At 45.6% G+C, this 18,702-nt stretch carries 23 protein-coding genes, 1 tRNA gene and 1 riboswitch; of the genes, 2 read left to right on the forward strand and 22 right to left on the reverse strand.

Annotated features, from left to right (window positions below):
- The 5 genes from BTA31_RS23660 to BTA31_RS16105 all read right to left on the reverse strand — a co-directional run.
- A partial coding sequence (locus BTA31_RS23660) for a YetF domain-containing protein (protein ID WP_338152970.1) occupies positions 1–208 on the reverse strand: 208 nt, incomplete at its 3' end.
- A gap of 115 nt (positions 209–323) precedes the next feature.
- Positions 324–473: a DUF421 domain-containing protein gene (locus BTA31_RS23395; protein ID WP_239693222.1), complete on the reverse strand. Its 150-nt coding sequence runs from the start codon at positions 471–473 to the stop codon at positions 324–326.
- Positions 474–503: 30 nt separating this feature from the next.
- A complete protein-coding gene (locus BTA31_RS16095; RefSeq protein ID WP_076793164.1) occupies positions 504–710 on the reverse strand; it encodes a DUF1657 domain-containing protein in 207 nt (68 codons plus the stop codon).
- 12 nt (positions 711–722) lie between these two features.
- Positions 723–1,073: a stage V sporulation protein AE gene (spoVAE, locus tag BTA31_RS16100; RefSeq protein ID WP_076793165.1), complete on the reverse strand. Its 351-nt coding sequence runs from the start codon at positions 1,071–1,073 to the stop codon at positions 723–725.
- Positions 1,074–1,262: 189 nt separating this feature from the next.
- Complete coding sequence (locus tag BTA31_RS16105; protein ID WP_076793166.1) at positions 1,263–1,766, reverse strand: hypothetical protein; 504 nt, start codon at positions 1,764–1,766, stop codon at positions 1,263–1,265.
- 488 nt (positions 1,767–2,254) lie between these two features.
- On the opposite strand from BTA31_RS16105, the gene BTA31_RS23725 reads away from it, so the two are divergent.
- Positions 2,255–2,437 (forward strand): tyrosine-type recombinase/integrase, encoded by a 183-nt coding sequence (locus tag BTA31_RS23725; RefSeq protein WP_083698332.1) that lies wholly within the window; start codon positions 2,255–2,257, stop codon positions 2,435–2,437.
- Between the two features lie 677 nt (positions 2,438–3,114).
- Here BTA31_RS23725 and BTA31_RS16115 read toward each other — a convergent pair.
- The 13 genes from BTA31_RS16115 to BTA31_RS16175 all read right to left on the reverse strand — a co-directional run bounded on the left by BTA31_RS16115 (position 3,115) and on the right by BTA31_RS16175 (position 12,831).
- Positions 3,115–3,188: transfer RNA gene (locus BTA31_RS16115), tRNA-Arg, on the reverse strand.
- A 119-nt stretch (positions 3,189–3,307) separates the two neighbouring features.
- Positions 3,308–3,829, reverse strand: coding sequence for a YfcE family phosphodiesterase (locus BTA31_RS16120; RefSeq protein ID WP_076793167.1), 522 nt, complete (start codon positions 3,827–3,829; stop codon positions 3,308–3,310).
- A gap of 16 nt (positions 3,830–3,845) precedes the next feature.
- Positions 3,846–4,436, reverse strand: a complete 591-nt coding sequence (locus BTA31_RS16125; protein WP_076793168.1) for an XTP/dITP diphosphatase — start codon at positions 4,434–4,436, stop codon at positions 3,846–3,848.
- A gap of 22 nt (positions 4,437–4,458) precedes the next feature.
- On the reverse strand, positions 4,459–5,199 hold the full coding sequence (gene rph / locus BTA31_RS16130; protein WP_076793169.1) for a ribonuclease PH: 741 nt from the start codon (positions 5,197–5,199) through the stop codon (positions 4,459–4,461).
- A 125-nt stretch (positions 5,200–5,324) separates the two neighbouring features.
- Positions 5,325–6,434 carry a GerMN domain-containing protein gene (locus BTA31_RS16135; RefSeq protein ID WP_076793170.1) on the reverse strand — a complete coding sequence of 370 codons (1,110 nt, stop codon included), beginning with the start codon at positions 6,432–6,434 and terminating at the stop codon, positions 5,325–5,327.
- 151 nt (positions 6,435–6,585) lie between these two features.
- A complete protein-coding gene (gene racE, locus BTA31_RS16140; protein ID WP_094777444.1) occupies positions 6,586–7,404 on the reverse strand; it encodes a glutamate racemase in 819 nt (272 codons plus the stop codon).
- 7 nt (positions 7,405–7,411) lie between these two features.
- Complete coding sequence (locus BTA31_RS16145) at positions 7,412–7,855, reverse strand: MarR family winged helix-turn-helix transcriptional regulator (protein ID WP_003184148.1); 444 nt, start codon at positions 7,853–7,855, stop codon at positions 7,412–7,414.
- Positions 7,856–8,017: 162 nt separating this feature from the next.
- Positions 8,018–8,242: a spore germination transcription factor GerE gene (gene gerE / locus BTA31_RS16150; RefSeq protein ID WP_003184172.1), complete on the reverse strand. Its 225-nt coding sequence runs from the start codon at positions 8,240–8,242 to the stop codon at positions 8,018–8,020.
- A 340-nt stretch (positions 8,243–8,582) separates the two neighbouring features.
- A complete protein-coding gene (locus tag BTA31_RS16155; protein ID WP_239693223.1) occupies positions 8,583–9,113 on the reverse strand; it encodes an SDR family NAD(P)-dependent oxidoreductase in 531 nt (176 codons plus the stop codon).
- A 17-nt stretch (positions 9,114–9,130) separates the two neighbouring features.
- On the reverse strand, positions 9,131–9,601 hold the full coding sequence (locus BTA31_RS16160) for an acyl-CoA thioesterase (RefSeq protein WP_076793172.1): 471 nt from the start codon (positions 9,599–9,601) through the stop codon (positions 9,131–9,133).
- Between the two features lie 63 nt (positions 9,602–9,664).
- On the reverse strand, positions 9,665–10,429 hold the full coding sequence (gene sdhB, locus BTA31_RS16165) for a succinate dehydrogenase iron-sulfur subunit (protein ID WP_076793173.1): 765 nt from the start codon (positions 10,427–10,429) through the stop codon (positions 9,665–9,667).
- Positions 10,426–12,189 carry a succinate dehydrogenase flavoprotein subunit gene (sdhA, locus tag BTA31_RS16170; protein ID WP_043926327.1) on the reverse strand — a complete coding sequence of 588 codons (1,764 nt, stop codon included), beginning with the start codon at positions 12,187–12,189 and terminating at the stop codon, positions 10,426–10,428. Before sdhA ends, sdhB begins: the two co-directional genes overlap by 4 nt.
- A gap of 33 nt (positions 12,190–12,222) precedes the next feature.
- On the reverse strand, positions 12,223–12,831 hold the full coding sequence (locus tag BTA31_RS16175; RefSeq protein WP_043926328.1) for a succinate dehydrogenase cytochrome b558 subunit: 609 nt from the start codon (positions 12,829–12,831) through the stop codon (positions 12,223–12,225).
- A gap of 301 nt (positions 12,832–13,132) precedes the next feature.
- Here BTA31_RS16175 and BTA31_RS16180 point away from each other — a divergent pair, with 301 nt between their 5' ends.
- Positions 13,133–13,576 (forward strand): YslB family protein, encoded by a 444-nt coding sequence (locus BTA31_RS16180; RefSeq protein WP_043926364.1) that lies wholly within the window; start codon positions 13,133–13,135, stop codon positions 13,574–13,576.
- Between the two features lie 45 nt (positions 13,577–13,621).
- Here BTA31_RS16180 and BTA31_RS16185 read toward each other — a convergent pair whose 3' ends face one another.
- The 4 genes from BTA31_RS16185 to BTA31_RS16205 all read right to left on the reverse strand — a co-directional run bounded on the left by BTA31_RS16185 (position 13,622) and on the right by BTA31_RS16205 (position 18,666).
- Positions 13,622–14,851, reverse strand: a complete 1,230-nt coding sequence (locus BTA31_RS16185) for an aspartate kinase (RefSeq protein WP_076793229.1) — start codon at positions 14,849–14,851, stop codon at positions 13,622–13,624.
- Positions 14,852–14,999: 148 nt separating this feature from the next.
- Positions 15,000–15,179: riboswitch (Lysine riboswitch) on the reverse strand.
- A 64-nt stretch (positions 15,180–15,243) separates the two neighbouring features.
- Entirely contained in the window at positions 15,244–17,016 is a 1,773-nt protein-coding gene (uvrC, locus tag BTA31_RS16190) for an excinuclease ABC subunit UvrC (protein ID WP_076793174.1), read from the reverse strand.
- Between the two features lie 145 nt (positions 17,017–17,161).
- Positions 17,162–17,476, reverse strand: coding sequence for a thioredoxin (gene trxA, locus BTA31_RS16195; RefSeq protein WP_003184189.1), 315 nt, complete (start codon positions 17,474–17,476; stop codon positions 17,162–17,164).
- Positions 17,477–17,688: 212 nt separating this feature from the next.
- Positions 17,689–18,666: an electron transfer flavoprotein subunit alpha/FixB family protein gene (locus tag BTA31_RS16205; RefSeq protein ID WP_076793175.1), complete on the reverse strand. Its 978-nt coding sequence runs from the start codon at positions 18,664–18,666 to the stop codon at positions 17,689–17,691.
- Positions 18,667–18,702: the final 36 nt, after the last annotated feature.

The raw sequence follows: 18,702 nt of genomic DNA on the forward strand, positions 1-18,702 counted from the left end.
CTTTGATAGTAACTGGCCTATGTTCTTTTTCGAGCAGCACGTTTAAATCCCCGCTTTGCTCCAGGATGGCGAATTGAACTTCGGCAATATTAAATACATTCTTTTTTCTTAAAAGTTCCAACAGCTTATCTGTTGAATATTTTTCTTTTTTGAGTTTTCTTCCATAATTTTCCTTCTTTAATAAAAAATGTTCCGGTACCTTCAACAAAATCGCGAACCTTTTTGCTTTTCAATGAAATTAGTTCCATAAAGAAAGGAACTGCAGAAAAAAGAAGAATTCCGATGAACGCGTTAAGAATACTTCTCTCAAGTCCCATCACTACCTAGGATGTAATCCCCCCGATGGTAATCCCGGCGATGTATTCAAAAAACGAAAGCTCTGCCAGCTGTCGCTTTCCCAGCATTTTCGTCATGAGAAACAGAACGACAACAAAAATAATAGAACGTACAACAACATCCAGCCAATCAGGCACAATAATCCCTCCCCAAAAAATAAATCTATCTCAGAATCCTTTGTATTGATATTCCTCTCGTTCAAGTTCTCCGACCCTTTTTTTAATGTCAGAAATCACTTCTGCGCTCATCGACATGGTTTCATGATAAAGACGTTTCGCCCCTTCATCTGTGGACTCCAGCGCTAAAGTGGATTGACCCGCCTCGATACTCTTTAGACTGGCTAAGCATTGTTTCACCTGTGCTCCAACTGTCATAAATAAACCTCCTTATCCTTTTGGTTTAAAAAGAAGCGCCCCGATCATTCCAAAGATAATGGCAGCTGAAATACCTGAACTTGTTACCCTAAACATGCCGGTCATGACACCGATTAGACCATATTGATTTGCTTCTTCCGTAGCTCCGTGAAATAACTGATTTCCAAAGCTGACTATTGGTACAGTCGCTCCCGCTCCCGCAAAATCAATAAATGGCTCGTAAAGGTCAAGCGCATCAAGCAATGCACCTATGACAACAAGACTCGACAGCGTATGTGCCGGTGTCAGCTTAAATACATCAAACATAATTTGCCCTACAACACATATCAGCCCTCCGACAACAAATGCCCAAAAAAAGACCATTTATTCTTCATCTCCGAGCTTTGTATAGGGAAGCGACTTAGGAGATGTAACTACTTTTTAAAATATCCTTTCCTTTATGTACTAATTTTAAGTGTAAGCTTTTTCGCTCCTTCAATCAGTTAGTAATAAGCGAACGATCAAAAAAGAGCCGTTATAAATGGCTCTTTTCTTTCTGTATAGAGGTCTAGTTTATTGTAATGGTGGTTGAAACTGTTGGTTTTGCTGGTTTTGCTGGTTTTGCTGGTTTTGCTGGTTTTGCTGATTTTGTTGCCCTTGCTGTCCCTGTTGTCCTTGGTGATTTAATGATTGTTGCGCCTGCTGGATCGCTTGATTCACCTGGTTCATGGCCTGATTGGTTTGAACCCCTTGAAAAGCTTGATGAAGCAGTTGATCAGCTTGTTGAATATTTTGCAGAATTTGCTCATCAGTCTGCTGGATTTGCTGTTGAGATTGAGAACCAAATTGCTGAACTTGCTGCTTTATTTGATTCATTTGAGAACCTTGTTGAGCTTGGCCTTGGCCGCTTTGTTGTTGAAATGCTCCTGCTCCCAGTTGGGATACATTTTGGCTTAATTGAGCAAGCTGCTGCTGAAGACTTCCAAGTTCTTGGGCAAGTTCAGTATCTGTAATATTGGAACCAAGTAATTGGGAATGTTTTTGCTTTTCTTTTTTTTGCTGATTATTTTTTGTCATAAACAAAATCCTCCTTTCAGAAAATTATAATCTTCATGTTCAAAAAAAATATGAACGGCAATTCTAGGAACGGATCGGTATACTCAATGTGGAGACCCAATAATTTAATGTGTCAGTATAATTAAAACCTTTTACCATAAAATAAAAACACTCCATTCACATCTCCTTGCAAGGGTGAGGTATTGGTTAATTCTAATCGATGCTTTATTAAATCAAAGTTAAAATCACCTAGTGATTCTAAAGAATAAAATATTTAGAAATCCTTAGCACCCTACACATTTTATTAGACATTCCTTTCCATCAAAAAAGGCTTTAGAATAAAAACATCCTTCTTTTTTTGAATATGATTCAAGATAAGGACCTCTTTAAAGTGATTTTTGGTACACCGATATGAGAATGGCCAACCTGTTGATTTGCTATTTGGACATATAGACGGCACTCTAAGTCACACAATTCTGGAATAGGATTAAAGGTACAATCTAAAGAAGATAGCATTTCATGATTTACGCCACTCTGCAGCCTCTTATTTGTTAAGTCAGGAATTTAGTATGAAGGTTATCCAGGAAAGATTGGGACATAAAGATATTTTAACAACAATGAATTTATATACTCACATCACTAAAGAACTTGATCAAGGCGAGGGAAATGCATTTTTGAAAATAAGAAATTAGATGAGGGCTTATTTGGTCAGTTGGATAAACATATAAACAATAAAAGGTTTTCCCACATCGAAGAAACCTTGTCATATCAACGTAGCGGGCTCGAACCGCTGACCTCTTCTTTACCATGGAAGTGCTTTCGATAAGGGGGTTTAGGCTGATTTCGGCTAGATTCCTTTCTATTAAAGTTTTATGTCCGAACTTAGGGTGTATTAGGAGGGGTTCGAACACTTTATGGTCAGTTAATCGATCAATTATTTTAGATAGACTTAAATGAAAAAGAACCAAACTTCGTCTGTTGGGGTCGTTTTCTTGACGAAAAAAAGAACGAATGTTCTTACATAATCATCTCAGAGAGATGAACAATATGAACGATGACAAGCTGAAAGGTCGTTTGTCAATCAAATGGACAGCAATGATGCTAACAGCGCATGTCGGCCTGCTTCCGAATTAAAAGCAACCAGAACAAAGTGAAAAGGCTAGCTCTTGATCTGGCTCTAGAGGAAGCTGACCAAAAATAAGCCGCACATTTTAACAGTTTTTTTGAGGATAAAACAGCGGGCGGAAATTCGAAAATTTAAATCCGCTCCCAAAACACATTTTCAACCCCAAAACAGAACGCATGTTCCAAGTGAACAAAAAAGCCTCAAACCCTTGTATACCAAGAAGTTTGAGGCTTTTTTCAGATACGTCCCAGGAGAGATTCGAACTCCCGACCGACGGCTTAGAAGGCCGTTGCTCTATCCTGCTGAGCTACTGGGACATGATGTTGTTTTATTTCGCTTTAACTATCAGCGACAAGATTTATTATATGCGGATCGGGTCATAAAGTCAACAACTTTTTAGAATTTTTTTCTTCACGAGGAAGAAAAAAATTCTTCCTCATGAATGTGCTGGCAATTGGACATGGTTCGTCAGGCTTTCGACTTCCCGGCCGTCCAAGTCATAAAAGCAGACCGTTGCATTGTCTTTGTCAATGTTTAGTATAGCATAAGTTTTTTCTTTCCGCACCCGCGGAAGGCGGATGCTGCCGGGGTTGATGAGCAGTTTTCCGTCCATCAGTTCGCTTCCCGCGATGTGGGAATGACCGAAACAGATGATATCGGCGCCGAGTTCTTCAGCCCGGTAGTACACATTTAAAAGTGACTGTTTAATGCCGTATAAATGCCCGTGTGTGAAAAAAAGCTTTCTCGATCCGACGGGAACAACAATTTCGTCTTTAAACTCTCCGTAAAAATCGCAGTTTCCTTTTACCGTTAAGTAAGAGGAAAGCGCGGGATGGGAAGGATCCAATTCAGAGTCCCCGCAATGGATGATGAGATCTGTTTCCTTCCCGTGCCGCTCAGCGATCATTTCCAGTTCGTCTTCAAGACCGTGGCTGTCGCTGACAATCAGAACCTTCATGATCGGCCCTCCTCCTTTACGCTTGATCCAATAAAGCGGACAGTTTTTTCAGCGCTTCCGCTCTGTGGCTGATTTTGTTTTTTTCGCCGCTTGAGAGCTCGGCCATCGTTTGATCTTTGTCTTTGACGAGAAAAACCGGGTCGTAGCCGAAGCCGTTTGTACCGCGCGGCTCATCGGTAATGTACCCTTCCACAGAACCTTCGACCGTTTTCGTTTCCTGTCCGGGAATGCATAATGCGAGCGCGCATCTGAACCTCGCCGAACGGTCTTCTTTTTCCACCCCTTCGAGCTCTTTCAATAGCTTTTTCAGGTTGGCGAGATCGTTTTTCTCTTCTCCTGCATAGCGGGCCGAGTATACGCCGGGGCTGCCGCCGAGGTAGTCGACAGACAGGCCGGAGTCATCGGCAATCACGATTTTTCCGGTTTCTTTCGAAATCGTTTCCGCTTTAATCACAGCGTTTTCTTCAAACGTCTGCCCGGTTTCTTCGATTTCGGGCGTATAGCCGATGTCCAGTAAAGATTTGGCATCGTAGCCCCTCGGTTCCAGCATCGCTTTGAATTCCCTGACTTTCCCTTCGTTTTTCGTGGCAATGATGACTTCTTTCATCGTGTATCAAGCCTTTCTCATGTTATTGTTGAATGGCTGATGCAACGTCGCCGAGCACTTCTTTCTGCTTTTCGATGAGTTTGGCGACCCCTTTTTCAGCCAGTTCTAAAAGCCCGTCCAGTTCACTTCTTGAGAATGTCGCTTCCTCTCCTGTTCCCTGAAGTTCGACAAAGCGTCCTTCGCCTGTCATGACGACGTTCATATCAACCTCTGCTGCAGAATCTTCCTGATAGTTCAAATCAAGGATCAATCCTTTTTCCTTATCGATTCCCACTGAAGTGGCAGCCAAAAAGTCGGTGATCGGCATCGCCTTCAGCGTGCCTTTTTCGACAAGTCTTCCGACGGCAAGCGCCATGGCTGTAAATGCTCCGGTGATCGATGCGGTTCTCGTACCTCCGTCCGCCTGAATGACGTCGCAGTCGATCCAGATCGTCCGCTCACCGAGCTTTTCCAAATCAACGACCGCCCGCAGAGCTCGTCCGATCAGCCGTTGAATTTCCATCGTCCGCCCGGAGATTTTCCCTTTTGATGATTCCCTGATCGTCCTTTGGTTCGTGGCCCGCGGCAGCATGCTGTATTCCGCGGTGATCCAGCCCTTCCCTTCTCCTCTCAAAAAGGGCGGTACGCGGTCTTCCACAGACGCGTTACAGATCACCTTTGTCCCGCCGACTGTAATCAGGACCGATCCTTCGGGATGCGTAATAAAGTCGAGGTCCATTGTGACAGGGCGCAGTTCATTGTTTTCTCTTCCATCGTATCTCATTTTTTACCTCCGATTGTATGTACATAAACCTTTCACAATCATTCCGCTCTTCCAAAAAGCTGAATAAAGAAAGAGGCAGCTTTAATCGCTCACCTCTTTTTCTATAGTATATCAAAAATCTCTGCTTAAAAACTACCTGTGTTCACCTTACTCGGTCTTGAAACCGGCTTGGAGAGCTTTTCCCCTTTTTCATTCACGAGCTCAGCTTTTCCGTTCACAGTAACCGACACACTTTTCACATCAGGCAGCTCGGTTAATGTCAGCACAATACTGTTTAACACTTCATCCGATATCATTTTCTTCTCGCCGTCGGCACTTCCGTAGATCGCTTCGTTAAAGTCGAGGGTCACATGGCCGTCTTCAATCTTCGGCTCGTTTTCAAGCTTGACGTCGCCCTGGAAATCGGAGAGCAGGCCGCTTTTATTGTCCGGTCCTTCCGCCAGCTCTTTAATCGCCGCCGTCACCTGGTCTTTTTCTTTTGCAGACGTCCGCTTTGTTACCGGAACATAGTATGTGCCTTTGTCTGATTCAGCTAAATAATAGACGGTGACCGGCTGTGTCGCCGTTATATCAGTCACACCCGCCGCTTCGAGGTTGATGCCGTCCTCGCGGCTGAGTTCTTCAGAAATCGGCGTGCCGTTAACAGGCATTTCTTTTAAATCATGGCCGTTCATGCGGATCTTCACTTTATCAATCGAGTTAAACTGTGTTAATGTCCATGTAATCGCCTGTACGATTTTTTGCTCGTCTTCGGCTTTATAGTTTTTAAATTCATTTGAGAAATCAGCGATCGCTGTTCCGTCTTCTTTAATATCAACATTGACCGTTGTATCCGCCGGCAGCACGGCTCTGAATCCGTTTGGCAGGATGTTTGAAACAGGACCGCCTTCAACGAGGTATTCAAGCGCTTGTTTAGCGGTACCTTCCTGCTTTGGCAGCGGCAGCGTCTGCGCTGTCACATAGCCGTTCTTATCAATGAGATAAAGCTCTCTCATGACCGTATCACTCGTTTGAGCCGCTTTATCGTCGCTTGTCGTTTTGCTGCCTTTGTCTTCTGTTTTATCTTTGGTTTTGTCTGTTTTGTCTTGCTCCTTCTCCTCTTTTACATATGTGATGTCCTGCGGCGGATCTATCTCCTCTGAGGCTTGATCTGACTGAAATATTCCGCACCCGGAAAGAAGCAGCGCGGAGGCCGTAACCGAAACCGCGATTCCTTTCATTCCTTTTTTCAGCATACTTTTCCCTCCTAAGGCAGTTTGTACTATTATGTATACGAGCCCGTTTTTGAATTAGACCGGTTTTTAAAAAAATCCCTCTGAATACAAAAAACCTTTTCTTTAAAAGAAAAGGTCATGAAAAAAGCTGCCGTTTGCTTGTGCGGCAGCTTTATTTTATAGCGGTTTCCTGAAGAGAAATGCTTTCCACATTTTTCACTTCGTATCCAAACCAATCGTTTGCAATTTTGGTGAAGCGGGCGCGCTCTCCGGTTGTTAAAAACAAGTGTTCCGGCGGTTCCGCCGTTTTGCTTAATAAACCGTTGTATGACAAGATCGTGCTGACTTCCCTGGCCGTCTCATCTCCGGAGGAAATGATGTTGACACGCTCTCCCATATAGCGCTGAATAGGCTCTTTTAAAATCGGGTAATGCGTACATCCGAGAATCAGCGTATCGATTGATGAATCTCTGAGCGGGTGCAGTGACGTCCTGACGATTTCATCAGCCGTCTCATCCAAAAATTTGCCGCTTTCCACAAACGGCACAAACATTGGGCAAGCCAGATTTTCTACCGTTAAATCTCCATTCAGCGAAAGAAGCGCTTCTTCGTATGCGCCGCTTTTGATCGTGTTTTCCGTTCCGATCACGCCGATTCGCTGGTTTTCCGTCACTTTAATCGCGGTTCTGGCACCAGGCTGAACAACGCCGATGACGGGGATCGCGACTTCCCTGCTGATTTCTTCTAGCGCGATGGCCGTCGCTGTATTGCAGGCGATCACGAGCATTTTAATATGGTGGCGGGATAACAAATAATTTGTCATTTCCCATGTATATGACAGGACTTCTTTTCTGTCCCGAGGTCCGTATGGACACCTTTTCGTATCTCCAAGATATATAATTTTTTCTTTCGGCAGCTGCCTCATGATTTCTTTTGCAACGGTTAAACCGCCGACTCCCGAATCGATGACTCCTATCGGTTGATCCAACAAAATCGCCTCATTTTCTGTTCATTTCCTGCTGAAGTTTAATTAATAATTTTTCAAATGCGGCTGTTTCTTCCTCGGAAAACGCCTCTAACATGTCTTCCAAATAATCCTGCCTTTTTTGAATGACCTCCTGGATGATCCGCTCTCCTTCAGATAGAAGATGGATGCGGACGACGCGCCTGTCGGACGGATCTTTCACCCGTTCAACGAGGTTGTTTTTCTCCATTCGGTCAATTAAATCCGTTGTGGTGCTGCACGCCAAGTACATCTTTTGCGATAACTCGCCGATCGTCATATCCCCGTATTCATACAGCCATTGAAGACCGACAAACTGGGGAGGGGTAATCGTATATTGGGTGAGAATTTCTCTTCCTTTTTGTTTAATGATGCCCGCAATATGGCGGAGTGATTTTTCAATATCCGCTATGTGATTCAAAGAAGCATTCGAATTCATTTTCTCTACCTCGCTCGACTCGTTGTTTTGTTTTCAAAACACTTGAGTCTATTTTCCTTCTTTTCTACACAAATTGCAAGACTTCAACATGAATATACAACTTCCTCCTTAAAAACAAATAACCGGTTCCCTTCTTGATACAAGAAGGAACACCGGCTCAATTTAGAGCTCTAGCTCACCCATTCGAAGAAGTTCAACAACAGCTTGCGAACGGCCTTTCACTCCCAATTTTTGCATCGCATTGGAAATGTGATTACGTACAGTTTTTTCACTTATAAAGAGCTCGCTTGCGATTTCCTTTGTTGTCTTGTCTTGAACGAGCAATTCGAACACTTCTCTTTCTCTTTTTGTTAGCAGCGGCTTTGATTGAAACTCTTTCTCCTTCAAGTATTGTAACCCTCCTTGCTAAGGTGAGAGCTGATCTGAAACGAATGGGTTTCGATATAGTCGTGATATCATATGAAACATACGCAAGGTCGGTGACGTTTCTGACGGAGAAAAGGGTTCCCTCAAACACCTATTTTTCAAATCATAACACAAGCATCGTGTCAGGGCTGAACTTCTAAGGAAGACATTTTAAAATCCAGGAGATCAGCCGCCATCTCTTCGTAATATATGCGTGCGTCTTCTTTTTCTGCACAGCACTGATGATTTGTGCAGCCGCTTTTTCGGGCGAAGCCGACCAAAGGTGATCACCTTTTGCAAGCGCTGTGTCCACGAAGCCGGGCTAAATTTCAGTGACTGCAATTTCATCGCAACCGAGTTTTTTCACTTTTTGACGGAGTCCCTTTAAGTAATTAGAAACAAATGCTTTTGAGGCGGCATAGGTGACGGCCCCTCCGCTTCCCCTCAGCGCGGCGATGGATGAAATGCCGACTAAATGCCCTCTCCCGTTTTCGATAAAATGCTCCATCAACATGTTCGAGCAGGACACAAATCCCGTCACATTAACATCGATCGTTTCCTTTTCTTGGCTCCAATCCATTTCGCCTTCCAAATATCCAACACCTGAACAGATGAAGACTGCGTCTGCCCAATTCATCTCATCAAGCAGTTCTTTCAACAGTATAGACGAGCGTTCGCTGTCGGCTGTATCGACCTTTTTAATGTATGAAGGTCCAGGGAGATCGTCACGCAATTTGGCGAGCAGTTCATACCGTCTTGCAGCAAGACCGACCTCCACTCCTGCGGCTGACAGCTGCTTGGCAAGCGCTTTGCCGATTCCGAAACTCGCGCCGATGATCATCGCTTTTTTCATTTTCCTCTCCCTGTCAATTATTTCTCAGGAAATGAGACATTGCCAAGCAGTTTTGCTTTTTGTTCGTCTGTCCATTGCACGGGTTTTCCCGTATCTTTCGCAATTTGCACCATAACCGCCATTCCTGTAAAGCAAAGGGCACCTTCCCCATTTTTCGCCGCATAATGGAGTGTGAGCGAGGCATTGCCGACAGATGCTGTTTTGACGCCGATTTTCAAATGCTCATGAAGCATGACCTGCTGAAAATAATCACATTGCTGGCTCGCCACGACGGGAATTGCCGCGCTATTCCCGTCTGAAAGGCGGTCCATGACGCCCAGGTGCTTAAAATAGGAAATTCTCGCTTCCTCGAAGTAGACAAACGGTGTGACATTGTTCATATGACCGAACATGTCCGTTTCTGAAAAACGGACGGATACTTCATCAAAAAAAGAAAATGACTGACACCATGTATCAAACGGTTCTTCAATATATCCCGGCAGCTTCATTGTTTTTCATCCCCTTTGGTCATAAAAACACCTCTTCGGCTTGAAGAGGTGCGTTTTTTCGTGTTATTCCGTGTTGTCGCTTCCGAAGAAGTTTTTAAACGCCTGAACGGTCGTATCCCTGTTTAACGCAGCGATTGAGGTTGTGAGCGGGATGCCTTTCGGACATGACTGCACACAGTTTTGCGAATTTCCGCATTCGGCCAGTCCGCCGTCCCCCATAATCGCTTCAAGCCGTTCCGATTTGTTCATCGCGCCTGTCGGATGGGTGTTGAATAAGCGGACTTGCGAGAGCGGTGCAGGTCCCATAAAGTTTGTTTTATCGTTCACGTTTGGACAAGCTTCAAGACATACGCCGCAAGTCATGCATTTTGACAGCTCATAAGCCCACTGCCTTCTTCTTTCCGGCATTCTCGGTCCCGGTCCGAGGTCATATGTGCCGTCGATCGGCACCCATGCTTTGACTTTCTTTAATGAATCAAACATGCGGCTCCGGTCCACTTGAAGGTCGCGGACAACCGGGAATGTTTTCATCGGTTCAAGGCGGATCGGCTGCTCAAGCTGGTCAATCAGCGCTGTACAGGACTGTCTCGGCTTGCCGTTGATGACCATCGAGCAAGCGCCGCACACTTCCTCGAGACAGTTCATATCCCAAGCAATCGGCGACGTTTTTTCTCCTTTTGCATTAACCGGGTTCCTTCTGAGTTCCATCAAAGCGGAAATCACGTTCATATTCGGACGGTATGGAATTTCAAACTCTTCCTGGTAAGAATTAGAATCCGATGTATCCTGACGAGTGATGATAAACTTGATTGTCTTATTTTCACTCATGATTTCGCCACCTTTTTCTTCGAGTAATCCCGTTTACGCGGTGCGATTAATGAAACATCGACATCCTCATAATGGAATTTCGGGGCTTCAAAATCGCCTGCATGTTTCGCCATTGTTGTTTTCAGCCATTCCTCGTCATTACGTTCAGGGAAATCCGGTTTATAATGGGCGCCGCGGCTCTCATTCCGGTTGTATGCACCGAGTGTGATCACCCGTGCTAATTGCAGCATGTTGTGCAGCTGGCGCGTGAATACGGCTCCCTGGTTGCTCCATTTTGCCGTATCGTTGATATTGATGTTTTGGTAGCGCTCGGCAAGCTCTTGGATTTTTTCATCCGTTTTCAGCAGCTTGTCATTGTGGCGCACAACCGTCACGTTATCTGTCATCCATTCGCCGAGCTCTTTATGAAGGACATAAGCATTTTCATTGCCGTCCATTTTCATAATGTCAGCCCACTTGTCTTCTTCCTTTTTGACGTATGCATCGAAAACGGAAGAAGACAGATCTTCTGCGGATGTTTCAAGACCTTGAATGTATTCAACAGCTTTCGGACCTGCGACCATGCCGCCGTAAATGGCTGACAAGAGCGAATTCGCGCCCAGGCGGTTTCCGCCGTGCATTGAATAATCACATTCCCCTGCAGCAAACAGTCCAGGAATGTTGGTCATCTGATTGTAGTCGACCCAGAGTCCGCCCATTGAGTAGTGGACCGCAGGGAAGATCTTCATCGGCAGCTTGCGCGGATCGTCACCCATGAATTTTTCATAGATTTCAATGATTCCGCCCAGCTTGATGTCCAATTCCTTCGGATCTTTATGGGAAAGATCGAGATAAACCATGTTTTCGCCGTTGATGCCAAGCTTTTGTCTGACGCATACATCAAATATTTCACGCGTCGCAATATCACGCGGCACAAGGTTTCCGTATGCCGGATATTTCTCTTCAAGGAAATACCAAGGCTTGCCGTCTTTATACGTCCAGACTCGTCCGCCTTCACCGCGCGCCGATTCGCTCATCAGCCGCAGCTTGTCGTCTCCCGGAATGGCGGTCGGGTGGATCTGGATGAATTCTCCGTTCGCGTAGTAAGCGCCCTGCTGGTAAACGATCGAAGCGGCTGACCCGGTATTGATCATCGAGTTCGTCGATTTTCCGAAGATGATGCCCGGTCCCCCGGTCGCCATGATGACTGCGTCTGAACGGAACGACTCGATTTCCATCGTCGTTAAATTTTGGGCGACGATGCCCCGGCACGCATTGTCATCATCAAGAACGGCTCCGAGAAACTCCCAGCCTTCATATTTCGAAACAAGCCCTTCAACTTCGAAGCGGCGAACCTGCTCATCCAGCGCGTACAAGAGCTGCTGTCCGGTCGTCGCTCCCGCATATGCCGTTCTGTGATGCTGAGTTCCCCCGAAGCGCCGGAAGTCAAGCAGCCCTTCAGGTGTTCTGTTAAACATGACGCCCATGCGGTCAAGCAAATGAATGATCGACGGCGCTGCTTCACACATCGCTTTGACCGGCGGCTGGTTGGCCAGAAAGTCGCCTCCGTAAACCGTATCGTCAAAATGCTCCCAAGGGGAGTCGCCTTCACCTTTTGTATTGACCGCTCCGTTAATTCCGCCTTGCGCACATACGGAATGTGAGCGCTTAACGGGAACGATCGAAAATAGTTTTACATTTGTTCCTGCTTCCGCAGCTTTAATGGTCGCCATCAGACCTGCAAGTCCTCCGCCGACAACGATGATGCTTGAATTGCTCATGCCTGCCCCACTCCCTCTAGTAATCTAGTTCTTTTACACAAATGCCAAAATCGCTCTCAGCCCTACATAGGACAGCACAACAAAGACTCCCATTGTCACAAACGTGGCGATTCGCTGTGAGCGAGGAGAAACAGTGATTCCCCAAGTGACAGCAAACGACCATAAACCGTTTGAAAAGTGGAAGATTGTTGAGAGGACACCTACAATGTAAAAGCCGAGCATGATCGGGGAGCTCAAAATATCAGCCATCATGTCAAAGTTCACTTCTGCCCCCATTTGGGCGGCAATCCGTGTTTGCCACACGTGCCAGCTGACAAAAATCAAGGTAATGATTCCTGTAATCCGCTGCAGAACGAACATCCAGTTTCTAAAAAAGCCGAATCTGTTCGCATTATTTTTTGCTGTAAAAGCTATGTATACTCCATAAACAGCATGATAAATCAGCGGAAGGAAAATCACGAAGATTTCCAAAGCGTACCTGAACGGCAGGTTTTCCATAAAGTGAGCGGCGCTATTAAACGCCTCCTCTCCGCTTGCCGCAAAATGGTTGACAACCAAATGCTGGATTAAAAATATGCCTACCGGTATGACGCCAAGCAAAGAATGCAGTCTTCGATAAACAAACTCTCTGTTCCCGGCCATTGCTTTACCCCCTAGTTGAAAAGTGCAGTAAAAATGAAAGGTCTCCTATCCCCCGTCCTGTTTCAAATATCGCACTTTGTTAAGTTTTTATGACAATTTCATTTTACTCCTATGAGAAATAGGCGTCAAGAAAACGCGTACATAAATTGAAATTTTCTAAAATTTAATCATATTTTTGAAAATTTTATTTTATCAAAATATAAATATATCAGATTTTTTTCTTTCTAAATGCATGTCCCCGCTGTAATCTTTCACCCCATTTAAGCTATAATAAACGGAGAAAAGAGGGGAGACATTGGATATGAACAAATATGAAGCAAACTTAGCGCAATTAAAAGAGCTGGAAGTCTCCGCATATGGCTATGAGTTGATCAGGGAAGTGCTGCTTCCCGATATGCTGGGACAAGACTACGCAGATATGATGTACTGGGCGGGAAAAAAGCTCGCCCGCAAGTTCCCGCTTGAATCCAGGGAGGATCTTCCCGCTTTCTTTCTGGATGCAGGCTGGGGAACGCTTACGATCGTCCATTCAAAAAAACAGGAGCTTGAGTTTGAGCTCGAAGGCCCGCTGGTCTCAAACCGCCTCAAGTATCAAAAGGAACCCTGCTTTCAGCTTGAAGCCGGATTTATCGCTGAGCAAATCCAGCTGATGAACGAACAAATTGCCGAATCGTATGAACAAGTGAAAAAAAGAGCCGGAAAAGTTGTTTTAACGGTGAAATGGGATTTGAAAGACCCGGCATAACCATGCAAAAAAAGGCGGAGACTGAAAAGTCCCGCCTTTTTCTTTTTAAATGACTGCTGTCTGCTTCGACAGTTCAAAAGCATCATGCAGCGCTTCAACGGCTTTCACCATATCGCCTTCGTTGACGACAGTCGAAACTTTGATTTCGGACGTGCTGACCATTTTGACCTGGATGTTTTTTTCGGCAAGCACGGCGAACATTTCCGCTGCAACCCCCGGGTTGGAGATCATGCCTGAACCGACGATCGACACTTTGGCAAGCCTGTTTTCCGTTTCAATCTGTTCATAGTCGAGCGCGTCTTTGTATTCTTCGAGAACTTCGACCGTCCGTTTTAAGTCTTCCGTTTTCACGGAGAAAGAAATCGACGTTTTGCTTGTGCTTGTCACCGATTGAATGATGATGTCAACGTTGATGTTCTGTTTGGCGAGCGTTGTAAAAATCGTTGACAGCGTCGTCAGGCCGCTCGCCAGGCCGCATACGGTCACGCGTGTGATCTGATCTTCAAATGCAATGCCTCTTACGATTAAATTCTGTTCCACTGATGATTCCTCCTCGATTAATGTGCCGGCTTCTTTTTCGGTGCTTGAACGGACTTCCAAAGGCACCTGATAGTTTTTCGCAAATTCAACAGCTCTCGGATGCAGGACGCCTGCTCCAAGATTGGCAAGCTCAAGCATTTCATCGTAGGAGATTCCGGCCAGCTTCCGCGCTGTTTTCACATAGCGGGGATCGGTCGTGAAAACCCCCGGTACATCGGTGTAAATGTCGCATTTATCGGCTTTCAGGGCAGCTGCAAGGGCAACGGCTGTCGTATCTGATCCGCCTCTGCCGAGCGTTGTGATTTCACCTTCCGCTGTGACGCCCTGGAATCCGGCGACAACGGCGATTTTCCCTTCATTCAGGCGCTCTTTCAGCTTGCCTGTATCAATGTTCGTAACTCTTGCGTTACCGTGAATATCTTCGGTTTCGATGCCGGCCTGCCAGCCTGTATAAGAAACCGCATCATACCCCTTGTTCTGCAAAGCCATTGTCAACAGCGAAATTGTCACCTGTTCTCCTGTTGTCAGCAGCATATCCATTTCCCTGCTGCTCGGCTGTTCGGTGATTTCCTTAGCAAGTGCGACGAGGGAGTCCGTCGATTTGCCCATCGCCGAAACGACGACGACAACATCATGACCGCGCTGTTTTTCTTCGATGACGCGGTTTGCGACATTCAATATTTTTTCCACTGACCCTACGGAAGTTCCGCCAAATTTTTGGACGATGAGACCCATCAAATACCACCCTTTTTGTTTTCGTTCGTGCTTGTTTATGTATGAAGAGAAAAGCTTGACCAGCGGGCTGTACGGTTTTTTCGCACAAAAAAAGCAATGAGAGAATTCCCTCATTGCTTTAACCAACAAAAATGCCGATGATCTTAAACAACGAGATAGCCCTCCAAGAAATGATTTCTTGACAGCCTTACATTTATTCAATGTAAAGCCAGCAGGAAAAACGAATGGATTTTTCCCCGCTTCGGCGACGCTCCCCTTTCGGCTTTCTTCATCGGAATCCATCTTCCTCATCAAGCCTACTCTTGAAGTTCGCACCTCTATCTTCACCATATCACACGATCTTATTATGAAATTAGTACAAATTCTATCAGATTCTTTTTAAAAGTTCAACATTATTTTTTTAAAGCCTCTTCAATCAGCTGCGCCGTCTTCAGGGGAATGCCGAGCTTGCGGATATCTTCGGCGCTCGCTTCCTTCATTTTCTTAACGGAACCGAAATGTTTTAACAGCAGTTTTTTCCGCTGTTCACCGACGCCCGGTATGCCATCGAGCACCGATTGAAATGCGCTTTTTCCTCTGAGCTGCCTGTGGAAGCTGATCGCAAACCTGTGCACTTCATCCTGAATGCGCTGAAGCAGGTAAAATTCCTGGCTGTTCCGCTCAAGCTGCACGATCTCAAGGGGATCACCGATCAAAAGGTTGGATGTTCTGTGTTTATCGTCTTTCACCAGACCTGCAACAGGGACATCGAGACCCAATTCATTTTCCAGAACGTCAAGGGCAGCAGACACCTGGCCTTTTCCGCCGTCGATCAAAATTAAATCAGGCAGCGGCAGATTCTCTTTCAGCACCCTTGTATATCTTCTTCTGATGACTTCGCGCATTGATCCGTAGTCGTCAGGACCTTCAACCGTCTTGATCTTATATTTTCGGTACTCTTTTTTATGCGGTTTTCCGTCGAGAAAGACGACCATGGCTGAAACAGGGTCCGTTCCTTGAATATTTGAATTATCAAACGCTTCAATTCTGTACGGCGTGTAGATGCCCAGCGCTTTGCCGAGCTTTTCAATCGCGCCGATCGTCCGCTCTTCATCCCGTTCAATGAGCGAAAACTTCTCTTTCAAAGCGAGCTTTGCATTTTTATGGGCAAGGAGCAGCAGGTCTTTTTTCGCTCCTCTTTTCGGCTGGCGCACGTTCACGTCCAAAAGCTCCTCAATCATGTCCTTATCGACGCTGTCAGGAACCAAAATTTCCCTCGGAAGAAAATGGTTGTTTTTTGAGTAAAATTGCCCGATAAACGTCAAAAATTCCTCGTCTGCTTCCCTGTATAAAGGAAACATGCTGACATCCCTTTCAATCAATTTCCCCTGTCTGATGAAGAAGACCTGGACGCACATCCAGCCCTTGTTATACGAATAGGCAAATACATCGCGGTCAACCATGTCATTCAGCATCATTTTCTGTTTTTCCATCGTTGACTCGATATGGGCAATTTGATCGCGGAATTCTTTCGCCCGTTCAAACTGCAGGTTTTCCGAGGCTTCAAGCATTTTTGCTTCAAGTTCTTTCTTGACTTCATTGTAGCCGCCCTTTAAAAAGCGGGTAATTTCTTCTGTGAGCTGTCTGTTTGTCTCCTCAGACACATCATATACGCACGGCGCCAGACATTGCCCGAGATGATAGTACAAACAGACGCGGTCCGGCAGTTTGGCGCACTTTCTGAGCGGATAGAGGCGGTCCAGCAGCTTTTTTGTTTCCCTCGCAGCCTGGACATTGGGGTACGGTCCGAAATAGCGGCCTTTGTCTTTTTTGACCTTCCTCGTGACAATCAGCTTCGGATGCCGCTCGTTCGTGATTTTAATGAACGGGTAGCTTTTATCATCTTTCAGCATCACGTTATATTTCGGGTCGTACTTTTTGATTAAATTCATTTCAAGAATGAGCGCTTCGATGTTCGAGGATGTGACAATGTATTCGAAGTCTTCAATTTCACTGACAAGACGCTGTGTTTTGGCATCATGGGACCCGCTGAAATAAGAGCGGACCCTGTTTTTTAAGATTTTCGCTTTCCCGACGTAGATGACGGTATCCTGCCTGTCTTTCATTAAGTAGCAGCCAGGCTGATCCGGGAGAAGGGCCAGCTTTTCTTTGATTTTTTTGTTCATCAAAAATCCTTCCTTGTTTCGGCGTTTTTCCTTTATTTCAGTTTACCATGACCGACCGTACGTTCGCCACAATTGGAGAAGGAAGATGGCGGTTTGTAAGAAAAAAGCGATCCCTTTGGAATCGCCTTTTTCACAGGTTTCTATTTTACAAATGTTTGTTGACCAGTTCTTCAAGCGCTTCTTTCGGTTTAAAGCCGACAGATGTTTCGACCACTTCGCCGTCTTTTAGTACGAGGAGAGTCGGAATGCTCATCACGCCGTATTTGCCGGCAGTTTCTTGGTTTTCGTCAACATCGATTTTTACGATTTTCAGTTTGTCTCCCATTTCTTGATCAAGCTCTTCAAGTACCGGCGCGATCATTTTACAAGGTCCGCACCAAGGAGCCCAGAAGTCGGCAAGAACTACGCCTTCACTTGTTTCAGATGAGAATGTTTGATCAGTTGCTTTTACGATAGCCATTCTTTCATTCCTCCAATTGTGAAATTATGCTTTTTAGTATAGCATCTCCCTTTGGTTCACGCTAACATAATGCTTGATTATACGTTTCCCTATCTGCACAGTTTTACACATCGGGATTTTAGCCTTTCTGAAAATGTCCATATCCCATGTTATTTTGCAGAAGGCGGAAATGTGCCTATGTAAAAAGCCGGCCACTTCAGGCCGGCTTTTGATCAAGTGCTGACGCTCAGCTTTTTAAATTCCTCCGTGAGCAGCGGAACGATTTCAAATAAGTCGCCGACGATCCCGTAGTCGGCAATTTTAAAGATATCAGCTTCCGGATCTTTATTAATGGCAACGATGATTTTGCTGTTTGACATCCCTGCGAGGTGCTGAATCGCTCCTGAAATGCCGCAGGCGATATATAAGTCAGGTGTCACGACTTTGCCGGTCTGGCCGATTTGAAGCGAATAGTCGCAGTAGTCTGCGTCACAGGCTCCCCTTGAAGCGCCGACCGCGCCGCCCAGTACGTCGGCAAGCTCCTGCAGCGGTTTAAAGCCTTCCTCGCTTTTGACGCCGCGACCGCCTGCTACAATCATTTTCGCTTCAGACAAATCGACGCCTTCGGACGTTTTTTTGACAATGTCCTTGATGACCGTTCTGATGTCCCGAATATCTGCTTCGATGCTTTCGACCGCTCCTATCCGCGCCTCATCTTTGTCAAGCGGAGCGATATTATTCGGTCTGATCGTTGCAAAAATCGTTTCATCTTCGGAAATGATCCGCTCAAACGCTTTGCCTGAATAAATCGGCCTTGTAAACACGATGTTTCCGCCGGCCACTTCGACGTCGACGGCATCCGATATCAGCCCTGTTCCCATACGAGCTGCAAGCTTCGGCGACAAGTCTTTTCCCATTGACGTATGGCCAAAAATCATCACGTCCGGATTCTCTCGTTCAATGATTGGCAAAAAGGCTTGAACATAGCCGTCAGACGTATAGTTTTTCAAGAGCGGGTTTTCGGCTGTAAGCACTCTGTCAGCGCCGTAATGGATCAGTTCTGCCGCATGACTTGAAACGCTTTCACCGCAGAGAACGCCGATCACCTCTCCCCCTTGGGCAACCGTTTTTCCTGCGGCTATCGCTTCGAATGTCACATTTCTCAACGAACCGTCCCTGAACTCTCCCAATACGATAACTTTTTTGCTCATGTCCATTTCCCCCTGTATTTTAATGACCGTGTTTTT

Origin of the sequence: Bacillus haynesii, from assembly GCF_001969855.1 — a bacterium.
Classification (GTDB): domain Bacteria; phylum Bacillota; class Bacilli; order Bacillales; family Bacillaceae; genus Bacillus; species Bacillus haynesii.